Origin of the sequence: Streptomyces millisiae (assembly GCF_031845425.1) — a bacterium.
In the GTDB taxonomy this organism is placed as follows: domain Bacteria; phylum Actinomycetota; class Actinomycetes; order Streptomycetales; family Streptomycetaceae; genus Streptomyces; species Streptomyces millisiae.
The window spans coordinates 1-449 of sequence record NZ_JAVREM010000310.1 but is presented as its reverse complement, the minus strand read 5'-3'; the positions used below and the strand labels follow the sequence as shown (position 1 = coordinate 449).

The 449-nt window shown below is 70.8% G+C and carries 1 protein-coding gene; it reads left to right on the top strand.

Annotated features, from left to right (window positions below; genetic code table 11):
- Positions 1-449 (top strand): SulP family inorganic anion transporter (locus RNC47_RS36825; RefSeq protein WP_311605228.1); only part of this gene is annotated, 449 nt, incomplete at both ends.

Below are 449 nucleotides of genomic sequence, written 5' to 3'. Positions count from 1 at the left end.
CCAACGTCGCCGAACTGCCGGGCCAGCTGATCAACGCCCATGGCCCCGGCGTCATCCTCGGTGCGCTGGTGATCGCGATCCTGGTGGCATGGCGCTGGGCTCCCAAAGCCGTGAAGAAGGTGCCCGGTCCGCTGGTGGCCATCGTCGGTGTCACCGCGCTGTCGCTGCTGGCCCCGTTCGGCGACGTCACCCGCATCCAGATCAACGGCTCGCTGATCGACGCGCTGGCCCTGCCGTCCTTGCCCCAGGGCAACTGGGGCGGGTTCGCCGCCGGTGTGCTCACCGTCGCGCTGATCGCCAGCGTCGAGAGCCTGCTGTCGGCGGTGTCCGTGGACCGGATGCACACCGGCCCGCGCACCAACTTCGACCGCGAGATGATCGGCCAGGGCGCTGCCAACATCGCCTCGGGCGCCATCGGCGGCCTGCCCGTCACCGGCGTGATCGTGCGC